General features: G+C 70.9%; 14 protein-coding genes. 11 read left to right on the forward strand and 3 right to left on the reverse strand.

The window, feature by feature from the left end:
* Positions 1-37: 37 nt before the first annotated feature.
* Positions 38-766, reverse strand: coding sequence for a 3'-5' exonuclease (locus tag ACQPZG_RS28340; RefSeq protein ID WP_433548530.1), 729 nt, complete (start codon positions 764-766; stop codon positions 38-40).
* Positions 767-995: 229 nt separating this feature from the next.
* On the opposite strand from ACQPZG_RS28340, the gene ACQPZG_RS28345 reads away from it, so the two are divergent.
* From ACQPZG_RS28345 to ACQPZG_RS28360, 4 genes are all read left to right on the forward strand, one after another.
* Positions 996-1583 carry a DUF4365 domain-containing protein gene (locus ACQPZG_RS28345; RefSeq protein WP_433548531.1) on the forward strand — a complete coding sequence of 196 codons (588 nt, stop codon included), beginning with the start codon at positions 996-998 and terminating at the stop codon, positions 1581-1583.
* The gene (locus ACQPZG_RS28350) at positions 1583-2800 is read left to right on the forward strand and encodes a hypothetical protein (RefSeq protein ID WP_433548532.1); all 1218 of its coding nucleotides are present in this window, start codon (positions 1583-1585) and stop codon (positions 2798-2800) included. Before ACQPZG_RS28345 ends, ACQPZG_RS28350 begins: the two co-directional genes overlap by 1 nt.
* 111 nt (positions 2801-2911) lie before the next feature.
* Positions 2912-4888, forward strand: coding sequence for a threonine--tRNA ligase (gene thrS / locus ACQPZG_RS28355; RefSeq protein WP_433548533.1), 1977 nt, complete (start codon positions 2912-2914; stop codon positions 4886-4888).
* Between the two features lie 85 nt (positions 4889-4973).
* Complete coding sequence (locus ACQPZG_RS28360; protein WP_185030658.1) at positions 4974-5528, forward strand: HIT family protein; 555 nt, start codon at positions 4974-4976, stop codon at positions 5526-5528.
* A 4-nt stretch (positions 5529-5532) separates the two neighbouring features.
* Here ACQPZG_RS28360 and ACQPZG_RS28365 read toward each other — a convergent pair whose 3' ends face one another.
* The gene (locus ACQPZG_RS28365; RefSeq protein ID WP_433549584.1) at positions 5533-7188 is read right to left on the reverse strand and encodes a hypothetical protein; all 1656 of its coding nucleotides are present in this window, start codon (positions 7186-7188) and stop codon (positions 5533-5535) included.
* Between the two features lie 214 nt (positions 7189-7402).
* Positions 7403-9607, reverse strand: coding sequence for an elongation factor G-like protein EF-G2 (locus ACQPZG_RS28370; protein WP_433548534.1), 2205 nt, complete (start codon positions 9605-9607; stop codon positions 7403-7405).
* Between the two features lie 349 nt (positions 9608-9956).
* Here ACQPZG_RS28370 and pgsA point away from each other — a divergent pair, with 349 nt between their 5' ends.
* The 7 genes from pgsA (at position 9957) to ACQPZG_RS28405 (ending at position 15816) form a co-directional block, all read left to right on the forward strand.
* Complete coding sequence (pgsA, locus tag ACQPZG_RS28375; protein WP_433548535.1) at positions 9957-10613, forward strand: phosphatidylinositol phosphate synthase; 657 nt, start codon at positions 9957-9959, stop codon at positions 10611-10613.
* Positions 10610-11548 carry a phosphatidylinositol mannoside acyltransferase gene (locus ACQPZG_RS28380; protein WP_433548536.1) on the forward strand — a complete coding sequence of 313 codons (939 nt, stop codon included), beginning with the start codon at positions 10610-10612 and terminating at the stop codon, positions 11546-11548. The genes pgsA and ACQPZG_RS28380 overlap by 4 nt, the downstream gene beginning before the upstream one ends.
* A complete protein-coding gene (locus ACQPZG_RS28385; RefSeq protein WP_433548537.1) occupies positions 11545-12720 on the forward strand; it encodes a glycosyltransferase family 4 protein in 1176 nt (391 codons plus the stop codon). The genes ACQPZG_RS28380 and ACQPZG_RS28385 overlap by 4 nt, the downstream gene beginning before the upstream one ends.
* A gap of 58 nt (positions 12721-12778) precedes the next feature.
* Positions 12779-13324 carry a hypothetical protein gene (locus tag ACQPZG_RS28390; RefSeq protein ID WP_185030648.1) on the forward strand — a complete coding sequence of 182 codons (546 nt, stop codon included), beginning with the start codon at positions 12779-12781 and terminating at the stop codon, positions 13322-13324.
* A gap of 109 nt (positions 13325-13433) precedes the next feature.
* Positions 13434-14399 (forward strand): pyridoxal 5'-phosphate synthase lyase subunit PdxS, encoded by a 966-nt coding sequence (gene pdxS, locus ACQPZG_RS28395; RefSeq protein WP_433548538.1) that lies wholly within the window; start codon positions 13434-13436, stop codon positions 14397-14399.
* 5 nt (positions 14400-14404) lie between these two features.
* Positions 14405-14998, forward strand: coding sequence for a pyridoxal 5'-phosphate synthase glutaminase subunit PdxT (pdxT, locus tag ACQPZG_RS28400; protein WP_433548539.1), 594 nt, complete (start codon positions 14405-14407; stop codon positions 14996-14998).
* Between the two features lie 62 nt (positions 14999-15060).
* The gene (locus tag ACQPZG_RS28405; RefSeq protein ID WP_433548540.1) at positions 15061-15816 is read left to right on the forward strand and encodes a YebC/PmpR family DNA-binding transcriptional regulator; all 756 of its coding nucleotides are present in this window, start codon (positions 15061-15063) and stop codon (positions 15814-15816) included.
* Positions 15817-15953 lie beyond the last annotated feature (137 nt).

A 15953-nucleotide genomic window follows, 5' to 3' on the forward strand; every position in this document is an offset into this window, starting at 1 on the left:
GACCTCGGCCACGGGTGCGCGGTGGGGCCGCCCGCCGTCAGGCGGCCCGGGCCCGCAGCTCCGGGCGCAGCGGCCAGGCCGGGTCGACCGCCTCGTCCGAGCCGTTGCGCGCGAACCACGCCTGGAGGCCGCGTGCCTGCACCGCGTGCCACACCGCCTGGAGCGTGTGCAGTTCGGCGGGGGACAGGTGCGCCAGGCGGGCCGGGAAACTCTTGCCCACCGCCCGTACGAGACGCAGCGAGGCCGTCGCGTCGGCCACCGCGTCGTGCGCCCCGTCCAACTCCACGCCATAGTGCGCGCACAGATCGGTGAGGGTGCGACGGCCCTTGCGGTAGCGGTCCAGGTGCTTGTCCAGCACCCTCGGGTCGACGACGTGCAGCGGCCTGGCCTCCAGGTAGCGGGAGAGCGACGAGGCCCGGTGCCGCCTCAACTCCCGGTCCAGCACGGTCAGATCGAACGGCGCGTTCATGATGACCAGCGGCCGGTGCGCCGCGCACTGCTCGGCGAGCGCCCGCGCCACCTCCTCCATCACCGGCGCCGGCCAACGCCCGTAGCGCTGCAGGTGCTCGTCGGTCAGGCCGTGCACCTCCGTGGCCCCGGGCGGCACCGGGACACCCGGGTTGACCAGCCAGCGGGTGGCCCGGAACCGGCCTCCCGCCGCGTCCTGCACCACGAGGGCCGCCGAGACTATCCGGTCGCCCTCCACGTCCACGCCCGTGGTCTCCGTGTCGAAGGCCGCCAAGGGTCCTTCGTACCAGCACGTCATAGGTCCCCACTCCTCTTGCTCGAAACGGCAGATGGCGTGCTTCACGGGAACGTCCGGTGCGCTTTCTGCCCGAAGCGGTGATACCCGGGCCGTTTACGGCATAAGCCGTACGGAGACAACACAGGTGACAGAGACGGAAGTTGACAGCCCGTCGAGCACATCGCACGGCAACTGACCGACACCGCCGCAGAGCAACTGATCGGCACAGCCCGGAAGGCACACGTCAGCCATGGCGCTCGCGCAGCCCGAACCGGGCGGGCTGCTGCCCGAACGGACCTCCACACCCGTCCCACCGGACCGTCCGCTGCGGGGCGCACTCGCCACCACCGCCTGCATGGAGACACTCCAGGTGGGCTACCTGCACGCAGTCGCGGCAGCCGCCGGCTGCTCGCTCTCCCAACCCTTCCCCGACAACGGCATCGACTGGCACGTCAGCCACGGTTCCCCCGCGCACACCGTCGACGACGAGATCACGATCAAGGTGCAGCTCAAGTGCACCTACCAGATCGCCCCGCGCCCGCCCGGCTCCGCGTTCTCCTTCACCCTCGACAACGACCACCTGGTGAAACTGGCCCGCACTCCCGTGTCGGTGCACAAGATCCTGGTCGTCATGCTGGTGCCCAGGAGCCGCGACGACTGGCTGCGCGCCGACCACGACCGACTCGACCTGCGGCACTGCTGCTACTGGATCAACCTGGCCGGACACCCGGTGACCGGCAGGCACCGGACCAATGTGCGGGTGCCCACCGCGCGGATCTTCGACGACCGAGCCCTCTGCGAGATCATGACCCGCGTCGGAGCGGGAGGGAGGCCCTGATGCACCGGTACCGGCCGATCGACGAGTCCGGACGGGAGCACCCGAGCGAGATCCCGGGCAGCTGGGGCGGCGGCGGACCCCCGACGGACCAGGTGGACCCGGCGGTCCTGGGCGCGCTGCTCGCCCGGCACGGGTGGCGGCGGCGCGGGGGCGCGGCCGGGCGGTACGCGCGGTGGACGCCGCCGGGGAGCGGCGGGACCAGCCTCCTCGTACCGGAATCACGGGCCTTCCCCGACAGCGAGGACCTGCTGGCGGAGGCGCTGGGCGCGCTGGAACGGTGCCCCGCGCCCTCGGCGCGCGAGGTGCTCGTCCAGCTCGCGGTGCCGAGCGACGAGGTGCGGTGGTGGCGGGACGTGCCCGAAGCGGTGACCGGCGCGGCGGCCTGGCCCGCCGAGGAACAGCTGCGGTCGGCGGCCCGGCAGATGCTGCTCGCGGCGGCCCTCGCGGCGCGCGGACGGGCCGGATACCACGGCGGACGGCACCGGCGGCAGGCCCGGTCGGCGCTGGACGGCGTGCTCGTGGGCACCGGGGCCGGCGGACGCAGGCTGACGGCTTTCGTGCCGGTGGCCGGTGGGCGCAGCACCGTCGTACGGCTGCACCACGCCCTGCACGCGGCCCGGGAAGCCGTCGACTACCGGCGCGCCACGGGCGGCATGGATGCCTTCGACACGGCGGTCGAGGCCGGCGTCAGTCACGAACTGGCCGGAGCGGTGGTGGCGTTGGTGGAGGGGACCGAGGGCGCGCGGATCGCGCTCGACTGGGCTCCGTCGACCGGCGCGCCGCCCGGGTGCGCCGTGCGGCCGGAGACGGTGGAGTTCTCCCCCGGGGACCTGCCCGCCCTGCGCGAGGCGGCGGACAGGTACCTGCGCCAGGAGCCGGCGGTGCCGGTGCGGATCACCGGCGCTGTCGTACGGATGCGAAGGTCGGCGCCGCGCGGCGGAGGAACGGTGCGGCTGCGGGTCCTGGCCGGGGCGGAGGTCGCGTACGTACGGATGGCGCTGGGCGAGGAGGCGTACCGGATCGCGGGCCACGCCCACCTGGTGGGCCTGCCGATCCAGGTCGGGGGGCGGCTGGAGCGCAGGGGCGGCTTCCGGCGGCTGACGGGGGCGTGGGGGGTCGTGCCCGTGCAGGTCGACGAAGCGGAACGGGACCGGCTGATGAAGGCGCTGCACGAGAACCTGGACTTCTTCGAGGAGGCGTGCAGCGGGGAGGAGTGAGGGGGCGTGCCGGGGGAGGGCGTAACCGTTTCGCGTGCGGGGCGGGTCGCTCGGTACGATTCGGGATGCGTGCCGCTTCCAGGCGCGTACCCCCTCAGTCAGGAGAGACCGGTGTCAGATGTCCGTGTGTTCATCCAACGCGATTCCGAGCGGGAAGAGCGCGTGGTGACGACGGGCACTACGGCAGCCGAGCTCTTCGCCGGCGAGCGCTCGATCGTCGCCGCCCGGGTTGCGGGCGAGCTGAAGGACCTCTCGTACGAGATCCAGGACGGCGAGGAGGTCGAGCCCGTCGAGATCACCTCCGAGGACGGCCTGAACATCCTGCGCCACTCCACCGCGCACGTCATGGCGCAGGCCGTGCAGGAGCTGTTCCCCGACGCCAAGCTGGGCATCGGCCCGCCGGTCAAGGACGGGTTCTACTACGACTTCGACGTCGAGAAGCCCTTCACTCCGGAGGACCTCAAGGCGATCGAGAAGCAGATGCAGGTCATCCAGAAGCGGGGGCAGAAGTTCTCGCGCCGGGTGGTCAGCGACGAGGCCGCCCGTGAGGAGCTGGCCGACGAGCCGTACAAGCTGGAACTCATCGGCATCAAGGGCTCCGCGTCCAGCGACGACGGCGCGGACGTCGAGGTGGGCGGCGGCGAGCTGACCATCTACGACAACCTCGACGCGAAGACCGGCGAGCTGTGCTGGAAGGACCTCTGCCGGGGTCCGCACCTGCCCAGCACTCGCAACATCCCGGCCTTCAAGCTGATGCGCAACGCCGCCGCCTACTGGCGCGGCAGCGAGAAGAACCCCATGCTCCAGCGCATCTACGGCACCGCGTGGCCGTCGAAGGACGAGCTGAAGGCACACCTGGAGTTCCTCGCCGAGGCGGAGAAGCGCGACCACAGGAAGCTCGGCAACGAGCTGGATCTGTTCTCGATCCCCGAGCAGATCGGCTCCGGCCTCGCCGTCTTCCACCCCAAGGGCGGCATCATCCGCCGGGTCATGGAGGACTACTCGCGCCGCAGGCACGAGGAGGAGGGGTACGAGTTCGTCTACACCCCGCACGCCACCAAGGGGAAGCTCTTCGAGCAGTCGGGCCACCTGGACTGGTACGCCGACGGCATGTACCCGCCCATGCAGCTCGACGAGGGCACGGACTACTACCTCAAGCCCATGAACTGCCCGATGCACAACCTGATCTTCGATGCGCGGGGGCGTTCGTACCGTGAACTGCCGCTTCGCCTCTTTGAGTTCGGCACCGTGTACCGGTACGAGAAGTCGGGTGTGGTGCACGGGCTGACCCGTGCCCGGGGCTTCACGCAGGACGACGCGCACATCTACTGCACCAAGGAGCAGATGGCGGAGGAGCTCGACAAGACGCTCACCTTCGTCCTGGGGCTGCTGCGCGACTACGGTCTGACCGACTTCTACCTGGAGCTGTCCACCAAGGACCCGGAAAAGTTCGTCGGCTCGGACGAGATCTGGGAAGAGGCGACCGCGACGCTTCAGCAGGTCGCCGAGAAGCAGGGGCTGCCGCTGGTCCCGGACCCGGGTGGGGCCGCGTTCTACGGGCCGAAGATCTCCGTGCAGTGCAAGGACGCCATCGGCCGTACCTGGCAGATGTCGACGGTGCAGCTGGACTTCAACCTCCCGGAGCGCTTCGACCTGGAGTACACCGGTCCTGACGGCTCGAAGCAGCGTCCCGTCATGATCCACCGTGCGCTGTTCGGATCGATCGAGCGGTTCTTCGCGGTGCTCCTGGAGCACTACGCGGGTGCGTTCCCGGCGTGGCTGGCGCCCGTGCAGGCGGCCGGCATCCCGATCGGAGACTCGCACATCCCGTACCTCCAGGAGTTCGCCGCCGAGGCGAAGAAGAAGGGGCTGCGGGTCGAGGTCGACGCGTCGTCGGACCGGATGCAGAAGAAGATCCGGAACTGGCAGAAGCAGAAGGTTCCCTTCATGATCATCGTCGGCGACGAGGACATGGCGGCCGGTACGGTCTCCTTCCGCTACCGCGACGGCTCGCAGGAGAACGGGATTCCGCGTGACCAGGCGATCGCCAAGCTGGTGGACGTCGTGGAACGCCGCGTGCAGGTGTAGCGCCCGAGTGTGACCGGGGAGGGCGGTTCCGTCGAGGAGCCGCCCTCCCCGCTGTTTCCGCAGCTCGTCCGCCTATGCTTTCCGCATGACGACTGAGCCCGAGCAGCAGAGTGGACCGGTGGGTGAACCCGACGGGTTCGGGCGGCTGTGGACGCCCCACCGGATCGCGTACATCCAGGGTGAGAACAAGCCGACCGGGCCCGGTTCCGGCGACGGTTGCCCCTTCTGCGTGGCTCCCGCGCACAGCGACGAGGAGTCGCTCATCGTCGCGCGCGGTACGAGTGTTTTCGCGATCATGAATCTGTACCCGTACAACGGCGGCCACATGATGGTCATGCCCTACCGGCACGTCGCCGACTACACCGAGCTGGACGGCCCCGAGACCGCCGAGCTGGCGGACTTCACCAAGCGGGCGATGACCGCGCTGCGCAAGGCGTCCGGGGCGCACGGCTTCAACATCGGGCTCAACCAGGGCGCCGCCGCCGGTGCCGGGATCGCCGCCCACCTGCACCAGCACGTCGTGCCCCGCTGGGGCGGCGACACCAACTTCATGCCCGTCGTCGGTCACACCAAGGTGCTGCCGCAGCTCCTCGCGGACACCCGCAAGATGCTCGCGGACGTGTGGCCCGAGACCCCGTAACGGCTCACGCGTCGTACAGGTCGGCCTTGCGCGGGGCCGGGTCCTGGATCATGCCGCTGAGGAACGTGGAGCGGCCGCTGAAGCGGTCGGTGTCGACGCCGTGGTCCTCCAGCACCTTGATGGCGGCCGTGTGCACCACCCGCAGCACCGGCGCGGCGGCACGCATCGCGTCGTCGGCCATGAAGCGGTGCCGCCAGGGCTTCTGCGCCCAGACGTGCCGCAGTCCGAAGGGCTCGGGGAGCGTGAGCTTGCCGCCGAGGAAGTCCAGGACGTTCGGGAACCAGGTCAGCGGTGCGCGAGCGCTGAGGCGCACCACCTCGGTGGTGTCCGTCAGTGGCAGAGCGCGGTCCTTGGTCTCCCAGAACCTGACCGTCTTGTTGACCGTCACGGTCTTCGGGCTCGGCTTCGTGGTGAACAGGGGGTGGACCGGTCCCAGTGCGTGGCCGGTGACCTCGATGCGCAGGGTTTCGTGCAGGACGGTGACCGTGATGAGCATGGTGATGACCAACTGGCCGTCCCACAGGGTGAACTGGACGCCCAGGTAGTGCCGGTTGCCCGCGCCGAACTGCTGCTCGTTGCAGATCCGCTGTATCTCGTGGTTCTTGATCTGGTACGCCTCCACGTCCTGGCCCTCGGGGCGGCTGATCTCGCCCGCGTTCTCGCCGACGGGGGCGACGATCCAGTGCTTGACCGAGGGGGTGGGGAAGCCGCCGGTGTGCAGCGGACCGCGCTCCAGCATGCGGAGCTGGTCGTGGATGGCGCGGATGACGTCCCAGCTGCGGAAGCCGTGGATCTCCTTGCCGGGATCGGCGCGGTCGAGCACCTCGGCGAGCTGCCAGCTTCCCCAGCGGGTGCCCATGCCGAGTATGCCCTTGGGGCCGGCGTAGAAGACCGAGTTGGACTGCTGCTCGGCGCTGAGCCTGGCGAGACCCTGGCGGAGGCTCTCGGCGGCGATCTCACCGGGGCTGCGGGGCACGGCCTCGGGGATCTTGGGGCCGATGCCGCCTCCGGAGAGCAGGGCGGACCAGCGGTCCCGCAGGTCCCTGGCGCCGGCCTCGCAGATCTGCTTGGCCCAGAGCCAGCCGATCACGGGGGCGACGAGCATGGCACGCAGGTAGATGCCGAGGATGCCGTCGAAGGGGAGTTTGACCAGGAAGATGACGAGCAGGCCGCCGACGGCGACCAGCAGGACGGTGCCCAGGGCGCCGGCCCGCTTGTCCTTGGCGCCCGCCAGGGTCCGGCGGAGCTGGAAGACGGCCAGCCACAGCAGGAGCCCGGGGAGGAAGAGCACCCCGAAGACGCCCATCACCAGGGTGAGTTTGGTGTCGCGGGCCTTGCGGATGTTGGTGGCGGCCAGGCAGTGCTCCACGATGGTCTGCGGATCGGTGCCGAAGGACTGGACGAGCGCCTTGCGGGCGCCGCCGAGCATGCGGACCTGGACGGCGCGCGAGAAGGCCTCGCCCAGGTTCGGCTCGAAGAGGGAGAGCTTGCCCTTCTTCACGGCGGACTTGTGCCACTCGCCGTTCGCGTCGAGGATCGTGGTCACCGGGCTGTCGCGGTACGCCGCCGAGGCGAGCGCGTGCGTGGCCGCGGTCTGTCCCGCCGCTCCGGAGAGCGGTACCTGTGCACCGGGTGAGAAGTCGAATCCCGAGTCCGCCACTACCGCCCCCATCGACCGCCACCGTACGACATTGCCTTGCGGCCCTTGCCCAACTGGCGGGTTCCGCACACCTGCTGAGCTGGCATCACATCGTATCGACGTGGCGCCCTGCTCGTCATGGGAGCGCGGAATGCCGTCCACCGCAAGCGATTTGGGCGGACGGCATCGCCGCATATCGGTCAACTCGGTTGCCTCGGACACGTGTTGTGGGCGGTTACGAGACCTTTTGTTCGCGTTCGAGGAGTTTGCCTGCGAGGGGGAGCGGCATCGCCTCGTGTCGGGCGTACGTACGACTGAAGCGGCCGGTGCCGTGCGACACGGAACGCAGGTCGACGGCGTACCGGCCGATCTCGCTCTCGGGGACCTCGGCGCGGATCAGCGTGCGGCCGTGCCCCGCCTGCTCGGTGCCCATGACGCGCCCGCGCCGCCCGGAGAGGTCGCTCATGACCGGGCCGACGTAGGCGTCGGGTATGAGCACGGTGACGGCGGCCACCGGTTCCAGCAGGTCGATGCGGGCGCCTGCGGCGGCCTCGCGCAGCGCCAGCGCCCCCGCCGTCTGGAACGCGGCGTCGGAGGAGTCCACCGAATGCGCCTTGCCGTCGCGCAGGGTGATCCGCACGTCGACGAGCGGGTGGCCCGCGGTCAGGCCCCGGGCGGCCTGCGCGCGTACGCCCTTCTCCACGGACGGGATGAACTGGCGTGGCACCGCGCCGCCGACCACCTTGTCCACGAACTCGATGCCCGTTCCCGGCGGCAGCGGCTCGACGTCGATCTCACAGATGGCGTACTGGCCGTGGCCGCCCGACTGCTTGACGTGGCGGCCCCGCCCGGTGGCTCTCTCGCCGAAGGTCTCGCGCAGCGACACCTTGTGGTCCACCGCGTCGACCTGGACGCCGTACCGCGAGCGCAGCCGCTCCAGGGCGACGTCCCGGTGCGCCTCTCCCAGGCACCACAGCACCAACTGCCGTGTGGACGGGTTCTGTTCGAGGCGCATGGTCGGGTCCTCGGCGACCAGCCGGGCGAGGCCCTGGGACAGCTTGTCCTCGTCGGCCTTGCTGTGCGCCCGGATGGCGAGGGGGAGCAGCGGGTCGGGCATCGACCAGCCCTCCATGAGCAGCGGGTTGTCCCTGTCGGACAGGGTGTCGCCGGTCTCGGCGTGAGTGAGCTTGGCCACGCAGACGAGGTCGCCGGCGACGGCGTGGGTGAGCACGCGCTGCTGCTTGCCGAAGGGGGAGGAGAGGGCGCCTGTCCGTTCGTCGAGGTCGTGGTCCTCGTGCCCCCGGTCGGCGCGGCCGTGGCCGGAGACGTGGACGGTCTCGTCGGGGCGCAGGGTGCCGGAGAAGACCCGTACCAGGGAGAGCCGGCCGACGTAGGGGTCGGAGGAGGTCTTGACGACCTCGGCGACCAGCGGGCCCGCCGGATCGCAGACGATCGGCGGGCGGGGCCTGCCCCGGGGAGTGGTGACGGCCGGCAGTGCGTGCTCGGCGGGGGTGGGGAAGCCACCGGTGATCAGCTCCAGGATCTCCACCGTGCCCAGGCCCTGGCGGCTGCCCTCGGGGGCGGGGGCGGCAGCCAGGACGGGGTGGAACGTGCCGCGGGCGACGGCCCGTTCGAGGTCGCCGACGAGCGTCCTGACGTCGATCTCCTCACCGGCGAGGTAGCGGTCCATGAGCGACTCGTCCTCGCTCTCGGCGATGATCCCCTCGATGAGCCGGTTGCGGGCCTCCTCGATGCGCGGCAACTGGGTGGGGTCGGGGAGGAGCTCCGTGCGCTCCCCGGAGGAGTAGTCGTAGATCCTCTGCGAGAGCAGGCCGAGGAGACCGGCGACCGGTGCGTTCCCGTCCGGGCCGTGCTCGCCGTAGAGCGGGAGATAGAGCGGCAGTACGGCATCCGGGTCGTCGCGGCCGAAGGCCTCGGCGCAGAAGTCGGTCATGGACTCGAAGTTCGCGCGGGCCGCCTCCAGGTGGGTGACGACGATCGCGCGCGGCATTCCGACGGCCGCGCACTCCTCCCACACCATGCGGGTCGCGCCGTCCACGCCGTCCGAGGCGGAGACGACGAAGAGAGCGGCGTCCGCGGCGCGCAGACCGGCCCGCAGCTCGCCGACGAAATCCGCGTAGCCGGGAGTGTCCAGGAGATTGATCTTGATGCCGTCGTGCGTGACGGGGACGAGGGAGAGCTGTACCGAGCGATGCTGCCGGTGCTCGATGTCGTCGTGGTCGGAGACGGTGGTGCCGTCCTCGACGCGGCCCGCCCGGTTCACCGCCCCCGCCGCCAGCGCGAGGGCCTCCACCAGGGTGGTCTTGCCCGATCCGCTGTGGCCGACCAGCACCACGTTCCGTACGGACGAGGGCCGGTCGGCCGTCGCCGCCCTGCCGGCGGCTCCGGGGTGTGTGCTCGTGCGTGTCTTGTCGCCCATGATGTCGCGGCCTCCCGGTCGTCGTGCACGGTGAGGAGATGGGCGCGGACATGAGGAGCCGCAACGGCGTGGCGGCACCGGTGACGCCCGCGGTCATTCGAGCTTTCCACTCGGCTCACCGCGCGTCCATACCCCGGCCCGCCGCGTCTCCGGCGGCCGGCGCGGGCGTTCCCGGCACGGGCGCGCACCGGACGCTCCGCGCCGGGCGGGCGCCGGGCGGGTGCCGCCATCCGTCGTACGCGAGCCGCGCCCGGCCGGGTGCCCGGCGGTGCGGCCCGGCGGTCGTGGCTACGATGGGCCAGCCGGTGGCCGTAGGGGCCGCTCGGCCCACCGACCCCTCGGGAAGGCCATGCTGAACAAGTACGCGCGTGCATTCTTCACGCGTGTCCTCACACCGTTCGCCGCGTTTCTGCTCCGACGAGGAGTCAGCCCGGACGCGGTCACGCTCATCGGCACGGCCGGTGTGATGGCGGGTGCGCTGGTCTTCTTCCCTCGCGGGGAGTTCTTCTGGGGCACCATCGTCATCACCCTCTTCGTCTTCTCCGACCTCGTCGACGGCAACATGGCGCGGCAGGCCGGGGTGTCCAGCCGGTGGGGTGCGTTCCTCGACTCGACCCTGGACCGGGTCGCCGACGCGGGCATCTTCGGCGGACTCGCCCTCTGGTACGCGGGGAACGGCGACGACAACGTGCTGTGCGCCGTCGCGCTGTTCTGCCTCGCGAGCGGCCAGGTCGTGTCGTACACGAAGGCGCGCGGCGAGGCGATCGGACTTCCGGTGGCCGTCAACGGGCTCGTCGAGCGCGCGGAGCGGCTGGTCATCACGCTGGTCGCGGCCGGTCTCGCCGGACTGCACGCCTTCGGTGTGCCGGGCGTCGACGTGCTGCTGCCCATCGCCCTGTGGGTGGTGGCCGTCGGTTCCCTGGTGACGCTGGGACAGCGCGTGGTGACCGTACGCCGGGAATCGGCCGAGGCCGACGCCGCGACCGGGAACGGAGCCGCTTCGTGAGCGCGCCCGCCGCCGGGAAAGGGCGGCCGTCCGCGAAGGACAAGCTGGTGGACGGGGCGTACGGGCTCGGCTGGGCGGGCGTCAGGAAGCTCCCCGAGCCGGTGGCCAACGGACTCGGACGCGTCATCGCCGACCGGGTCTGGAAACGGCGCGGCAAGAGCGTGCTGCAACTGGAGGCCAACCTCGCGCGGGTCGTGCCGGACGCGGGCCCGGCCCGGCTGCGGGCGCTGTCCCGGGCGGGCATGCGCTCGTACATGCGGTACTGGATGGAGTCCTTCCGGCTGCCCGCGTGGAGCCGCGAGCGCATCGCGACCGGTGTGGAGATCCAGGACATCCACCGGTTGACGAACACCCTGGAAGCGGGTCGGGGCGTGGTCCTCGCGCTGCCGCACATGGCCAACTGGGACCTGGCCGGCGCGTACGCCACCACGCATCTCGGGCACCCGTTCACCACGGTCGCCGAGCGGCTCAAGCCGGAGTCGCTGTTCGACAGGTTCGTCGCGTACCGCGAGGGCCTCGGCATGGAGGTCGTGCCGCACACCGGCGGCTCCGCCTTCGGGACCCTCGCCAGGCGGCTGCGCGCGGGCGGCCTGGTCTGCCTGGTCGCCGACCGGGACCTCTCCGCCTCCGGCGTCGAGGTCAAGTTCTTCGGCGAGAGCACCCGGATGCCGGCGGGACCGGCGATCCTGGCCCAGCAGACGGGGGCGCTGCTGCTGCCCGCCACGCTCTGGTTCGACGGCACGATGATGCGGGGGAGGGTGCACCCGCCCGTGGACGTGCCCGAGACGGGCACCCGCGCCGAGAAGTCTTCCGTGATGACGCAGGCGCTGGCGGACGCCTTCGCGAGCGGGATCGCCGAGCATCCGGAGGACTGGCACATGCTGCAACGACTGTGGCTCGCCGACCTGGAGACACGACCGGGGGAGGGCGCGTGAGGATCGGCATCGTCTGCCCCTACTCGTGGGACGTGCCCGGAGGCGTCCAGTTCCACATCCGCGACCTCGCCGAGCACCTGATCGGGCTCGGACACGAGGTGTCGGTGCTGGCCCCGGCGGAGGAGGACACGCCGCTGCCGCCCTACGTCGTCTCGGCGGGCCGGGCGGTCCCGGTGCGTTACAACGGATCGGTGGCCCGGCTGAGCTTCGGCGTCCTGTCGGCGGCGCGGGTGCGCAGGTGGCTGCACGACGGGACCTTCGACGTCGTACACATCCACGAGCCCGCCGCCCCCTCCCTGGGCCTGCTGACCTGCTGGGCCGCGCAGGGGCCGATCGTCGCGACCTTCCACACGTCGACGGCGCGCTCCCGGTTCATGCTCGCCGCGTACCCGATCCTCCAGCCCGCGCTGGAGAAGATCAGCGCGCGCATCGCGGTCAGCGAGTACGCGCGCCGCACGCTCGTCGAGCATCTGGGCGGCGACGCGGTGACCATCCCCAACGGCGTCGACGTCGACTTCTTCGCCGAGGCCGAACCCAGGGCCGAGTGGCAGGGCCGGACCCTCGGCTTCATCGGCCGCATCGACGAGCCCCGCAAGGGCCTGCCGGTCCTGATGCGGGCGCTGCCGAAGATCCTGGCCGAGTGCCCGGACACCCGGCTGCTCGTCGCCGGCCGCGGTGACGAGAAGGAGGCCGTCGCCTCGCTGCCCGAGGAGATGCGCGCGCGGGTGGAGTTCCTCGGCATGATCAGCGACGAGGACAAGGCGCGGCTGCTGCGCAGCGTCGACGTGTACGTGGCGCCGAACACCGGCGGCGAGAGCTTCGGGATCATCCTCGTCGAGGCGCTGTCGGCGGGGGCGCCGGTGCTCGCCAGCGACCTGGACGCGTTCGCGCAGGTGCTGGACCAGGGCAGGGTGGGTGACCTCTTCGCGAACGAGGACGCGGACGCGCTCGCGACGGCGGCCGTACGCCTCCTCGGCGACGCGGCGCGGCGGGCGGGCCTGAGCGAGCGGGGCGCACTGCACGTGCGGCGGTTCGACTGGTCGACGGTGGCCACGGACATCCTCGCGGTGTACGAGACGGTGATGGACGGGGCGGCCTCGGTGGTCGCGACCGAGGACGCGCGGCCCGGGAGGGTGGCACGGGTGCGGGCACGGATGGGGCGGGAGCAGTAGGGGGGCTCACGGGGGCGCGGGGCGGAAGGGGCGGGGTGAGGGCCGGTAGCCTCGGCGGGTGACCGTAACCCTCATCTGGATCGTCGTCGCCCTCCTCGCGATCGGCCTCTACCTCAGCTGGACCGCAGGCCGCCTCGACCGCCTGCACGCCCGTATCGACGCCTCCCGCGCCGGCCTGGACGCGCAGCTCCTGCGACGGGCTTCCGTCACCCAGGAACTGGCGACGTCCGGCGTGCTCGACCCGGCGTCGTCGATCGTGCTGTACCAGGCCGCGCACGACGCGCGGCAGGCCGAGGAGGAACAGCGGGAGGTGGCGGAGAGCGAACTCAGCCAGGCACTGCGGGCGGTGTTCGGCGAACCGGAGCAGGTGGAGGCGCTGAAGGAGGCCCCGGGGGGCGAGGAGGCCGCGGGAGAACTGGCCGCCGCGGTGCGCCGGGTGCCGATGGCCCGCCGCTTCCACAACGACTCCGTACGCGCGGCCCGTGCCCTGCGCCGCCACCGCAAGGTGCGCTGGTTCCGGCTGGCCGGGCACGCCCCCTTCCCGATGGCGTTCGAGATGGACGACGAGCCCCCGGTGGCCCTCGCCGACCGCCCCGGCACGTAGCGCCACTCCAGGAAAACGAGCCACCGGCTCCCCATTGGCCCTTGCAGTGGACTGGTCCGAGGCTGTTCTCTCGGGAGTGCCAGAACCTTCAGCACCGAGTGAGGTCCCCGTGTCCAGCAAGTCCTCGAAGTCCTCGAAGTCCCCGAAGTCCTCCAAGGCAGGCAAGTCCGCCGAGAAGACCGAGGTTCAGCAGTCCGCCACCGGCACCGACCGCGTCAAGCGCGGCATGGCCGAGCAGCTCAAGGGCGGCGTGATCATGGACGTCGTCGACGCCGAGCAGGCGAAGATCGCCGAGGACGCGGGCGCCGTCGCCGTCATGGCGCTGGAGCGGGTGCCCGCCGACATCCGCAAGGACGGCGGCGTGGCCCGGATGTCCGACCCCAACATGATCGAAGAGATCATCGAGGCCGTCTCCATCCCGGTCATGGCCAAGTCCCGCATCGGCCACTTCGTCGAGGCCCAGGTCCTCCAGTCGCTCGGTGTCGACTACATCGACGAGTCCGAGGTGCTGACCCCCGCCGACGAGGTCAACCACTCCGACAAGTGGGCGTTCACCACCCCCTTCGTCTGTGGCGCCACGAACCTGGGCGAGGCCCTGCGCCGCATCGCCGAGGGCGCGGCCATGATCCGCTCCAAGGGCGAGGCCGGCACCGGCAACGTCGTCGAGGCCGTCCGTCACCTGCGCCAGATCAAGAACGAGATCGCCAAGCTGCGCGGCTACGACAACAACGAGCTGTTCGCCGCCGCCAAGGAGCTCCGCGCCCCCTACGAGCTGGTCAAGGAGGTCGCCGAGCTCGGCAAGCTCCCGGTGGTGCTGTTCTCCGCCGGTGGTGTCGCCACCCCGGCCGACGCCGCGCTGATGCGCCAGCTCGGCGCCGAGGGCGTCTTCGTCGGCTCCGGCATCTTCAAGTCCGGCGACCCGGCCAAGCGTGCCGCCGCCATCGTCCGCGCCACCACCTTCTTCGACGACCCGAAGATCATCGCGGACGCCTCCCGGAACCTGGGCGAGGCCATGGTCGGCATCAACTGCGACACCCTCCCGGAGTCCGAGCGCTACGCCAACCGGGGCTGGTAACTCCGATGAAGAGCAACCCCGTTGTCGGCGTCCTGGCCCTCCAGGGCGACGTGCGGGAGCACCTGATCGCCCTGGCCGTGGCCGACGCCACGGCCAGGGAGGTCCGGCGCCCCGAGGAGCTCGCCGAGGTCGACGGGCTGGTCATCCCCGGCGGCGAGTCCACCACCATCTCCAAACTGGCCGCCCTCTTCGGCCTGCTGGAGCCGCTGCGCACGCGCATAGCCGACGGCATGCCCGTGTACGGCACCTGCGCCGGGCTGATCCTGCTCGCCGACAAGATCCTCGACCCCAGGTCCGGTCAGGAGACGCTCGGCGGCATCGACATGATCGTGCGCCGCAACGCCTTCGGTCGGCAGAACGAGTCCTTCGAGACCACCGTCGACGTCACCGGCGTCGAAGGCGGCCCGGTCGAGGGCGTCTTCATCCGCGCACCGTGGGTGGAGTCGGTCGGGGCCCAGGTCGAGGTGCTCGCCGAGCACGGCGGCCACATCGTCGCCGTACGGCAGAAGAACGCGCTCGCCACGTCGTTCCACCCGGAACTCACGGGCGACCACCGCGTGCACGCGATGTTCGTGGACATGGTGCGGGCCGCAAGCTGACGCGCTCCCGGTAGGATCTCTGCCGAACGCAGCAGAATTGGTTACGCGAAGGAGACAGGCAGATGTCCGGCCACTCTAAATGGGCTACGACGAAGCACAAGAAGGCCGTGATTGACGCCAAGCGCGGCAAGCTCTTCGCGAAGATGATCAAGAACATCGAGGTCGCGGCGCGCACGGGCGGCGCGGACGTCGCGGGCAACCCGACCCTCTTCGACGCCATCCAGAAGGCCAAGAAGAGCTCGGTCCCGAACAAGAACATCGACTCCGCCGTCAAGCGCGGCGCCGGCCTGGAAGCCGGTGGCGCCGACTACGAGACGATCATGTACGAGGGCTACGGCCCCAACGGTGTCGCCGTGCTCATCGAGTGCCTCACCGACAACCGCAACCGTGCCGCCTCCGACGTGCGCGTCGCGATGACCCGCAACGGCGGCTCGATGGCCGACCCGGGCAGCGTCTCGTACCTCTTCCACCGCAAGGGCGTCGTCATCGTCCCCAAGGGCGAGCTCACCGAGGACGACGTGCTGGGCGCGGTCCTCGACGCGGGTGCCGAAGAAGTCAACGACCTCGGCGACACCTTCGAGGTGCTCAGCGAGGCCACCGACCTGGTCGCGGTCCGCACCGCGCTCCAGGACGCGGGCATCGACTACGACTCGGCCGACGCCAACTTCGTGCCGACCATGCAGGTCGAGCTGGAGGAAGAGGGCGCGCGCAAGATCTTCAAGCTGATCGACGCGCTGGAGGACAGCGACGACGTGCAGAACGTCTTCGCCAACTTCGACGTCAGCGACAAGGTGATGGCCGCGCTCGACTCGGAGTAGCCGGCTGCGGCGGTACGACGGCGGGCCGGTAGGGGACACACCCCTACCGGCCCGCCGCGTTGTCAGAGGCGGCCGTTAGCCTGTGGGCCTCAGCCATCAGGCGCGAGAACACGACGGTGACCGGCCACCTCCGCGGG

The organism is Streptomyces sp. CA-294286 (assembly GCF_050947155.1).
Lineage (GTDB): Bacteria > Actinomycetota > Actinomycetes > Streptomycetales > Streptomycetaceae > Streptomyces.

What these genes read in the sequence shown, in the direction of transcription:
- ACQPZG_RS28350 (WP_433548532.1), top strand. Translation starts at nt 1,583, where the DNA reads ATGCACCGGTACCGGCCGATCGACGAGTCCGGACGGGAGCACCCGAGC.
- ACQPZG_RS28370 (WP_433548534.1), bottom strand. Translation starts at nt 9,607, where the DNA reads ATGGGCGACAAGACACGCACGAGCACACACCCCGGAGCCGCCGGCAGG.
- ACQPZG_RS28405 (WP_433548540.1), top strand. Translation starts at nt 15,061, where the DNA reads ATGTCCGGCCACTCTAAATGGGCTACGACGAAGCACAAGAAGGCCGTG.
- ACQPZG_RS28360 (WP_185030658.1), top strand. Translation starts at nt 4,974, where the DNA reads ATGACGACTGAGCCCGAGCAGCAGAGTGGACCGGTGGGTGAACCCGAC.
- pgsA (WP_433548535.1), top strand. Translation starts at nt 9,957, where the DNA reads ATGCTGAACAAGTACGCGCGTGCATTCTTCACGCGTGTCCTCACACCG.
- ACQPZG_RS28340 (WP_433548530.1), bottom strand. Translation starts at nt 766, where the DNA reads ATGACGTGCTGGTACGAAGGACCCTTGGCGGCCTTCGACACGGAGACC.
- ACQPZG_RS28345 (WP_433548531.1), top strand. Translation starts at nt 996, where the DNA reads ATGGCGCTCGCGCAGCCCGAACCGGGCGGGCTGCTGCCCGAACGGACC.
- pdxT (WP_433548539.1), top strand. Translation starts at nt 14,405, where the DNA reads ATGAAGAGCAACCCCGTTGTCGGCGTCCTGGCCCTCCAGGGCGACGTG.